Genomic DNA, 1,812 nt, shown 5'->3' with positions numbered 1-1,812 from the left:
GGCGACCTACAGCCCGTTCCTGCCGATCTCGCCGAAGAGCGGCCGCGTGCTTTACGTGCCGATGAAGCATGTCGACGCCAAAGCCGGCACCATCACCTTCGACGACGAGGGCACCGAGACCACGCTTTCGATCACCGGCGGCCGCGTGAAGCTGCAGTGGAAGCCGGATTTCGGCATGCGCTGGGCAGCGCTTGGCGTCGATTTCGAAATGTTCGGCAAGGACCACCAGACCAATGCGGTGGTCTACGACCGTATCTGCAACATTCTGGGCGGACGGGCGCCGAAGCATTTCGTCTACGAACTGTTCCTCGACGAGAACGGCCAGAAGATCTCGAAGTCGAAGGGCAACGGGCTGACCATCGACGAGTGGCTGACCTATGCGCCGACCGAAAGCCTCGGGCTCTACATGTACCAACGGCCGCGGCAGGCCAAGAAGCTGTATTTCGACGTCATCCCGCGGGCCGTGGATGAATACTACACGTTCCTCGCCGCCTATCCCCGCCAGGACTGGAAGGAGCGGCTGGGCAACCCGGTCTGGCATATGCATGACGGCAACCCGCCCGCGATCGACATGCCGGTGCCGTTCTCTCTGCTGCTCAATCTGGTCAGCGCTTCCAACGCGCAGAACAAGGATGTGCTGTGGGGGTTCATTTCACGTCATACGCAAGGCGTGACGCCGGCGACGCATCCAGAGCTCGACCGGCTGGTCGGCCATGCGATCCGCTATTTCGACGATTTCGTGAAGCCGACGAAAACCTTCCGGCCCGCCGACGAGGTCGAGCGCGAAGCGCTGGCAGCCCTCGACGAAGCACTTGGCGCGCTGCCCGCCGACGCCAGCGGCGAAGCGATCCAGAACGCCTCGCTCAACGTCGCACGCAGGATCGAGCGCTATCAGGATCATTCCAAGCAGAGCCCGGAAGGCGGCCCCGGCGTATCGGGCGCCTTCTTCCAGATGATCTACCAGGTGCTGATCGGCCAGGAGCGCGGCCCGCGCTTCGGCTCGTTCGCAGCACTCTATGGCGTTGCCGAGACGCGTGCGCTCATTGAGCGGGCGCTGGCTGGTCAGCTGGCTTGAGCACGCCGTCGACCTCTTCCAGGATCGAACCCGGCGCCTGAGGTGCCGGGCCTGGCGCGGCCGGCATCGCCGGCATGCCCGACAGATCGGGCGCCGATCCGAAAATGCCCTTCCTGCCCGTGCGCGCCTTGTCGCCGGCCTCGACATAGGGGCCGCCCTTGGCGGCGCGCGCCCAGCCATTTTCGACCAGCCACTGACCGACATCCTGCTTGCCGATCCGGCACTCGGCTGCGATCAGGTCGCGGCCGCCCTGCGGCGGCACCGTGCAGACCACCGCGCGGCCGCGCAGGAAGGCGCGGAACGCTGTCCTCGCCCGGACGCCGCACGGCCAGGACTTGCCGTCCTCGCTGCAAATCTCGTCCTGCCTGACGATGTCGATGCCGGAAACCGCGACCGAGTAGCCCTTCGCCTCGATCAAGCCGGCGGCCGGCGCAACCGGCTGGAACAGCTTTGTGCCGTTCCAGTCGTCAGGCATTTTCGGCTTGGGCGGCACGGCCAGCGCGAGTTTGCTCAACGGCTCGCGCGGCTCGATCCGTTCAAGCCCGTCGGCGGGCAGTTCCGGCGGCGCGACGATTTCGGGATCGATCGCCCTCGAATGCGTCGCCGGCTTCGGCGGCTGCGGAGCTGCAATGGCCGATGTAGCCGGCTCCTCGGGCAGCGTCCCGGCAGCCTGCTGCGCCATCGCATCGGCGCCCGGCTCAAGCTGGTCCACGGTGATGACGCTTTCACTACCTTTC

Annotated in this window: 2 protein-coding genes; one reads left to right on the top strand and one right to left on the bottom strand. The window is 66.1% G+C overall.

What is annotated here, in order from left to right; all coding sequences use genetic code 11:
* On the top strand, positions 1–1,075 hold a 1,075-nt coding region (locus EN914_RS34095; protein WP_164753005.1), incomplete at its 5' end, for a lysine--tRNA ligase.
* Here EN914_RS34095 and EN914_RS34090 read toward each other — a convergent pair.
* A partial coding sequence (locus EN914_RS34090; protein ID WP_245497914.1) for a thermonuclease family protein occupies positions 1,041–1,812 on the bottom strand: 772 nt, incomplete at its 5' end. The two genes, EN914_RS34095 and EN914_RS34090, sit on opposite strands and share 35 nt — an antisense overlap.

The organism is Mesorhizobium sp. M7A.F.Ca.CA.001.08.2.1 (genome assembly GCF_003998455.1).
Classification (GTDB): domain Bacteria; phylum Pseudomonadota; class Alphaproteobacteria; order Rhizobiales; family Rhizobiaceae; genus Mesorhizobium; species Mesorhizobium ciceri.
The sequence above is the reverse complement of the archived record's forward strand: the minus strand, read 5'-3'. Positions and strand labels throughout refer to the sequence as shown.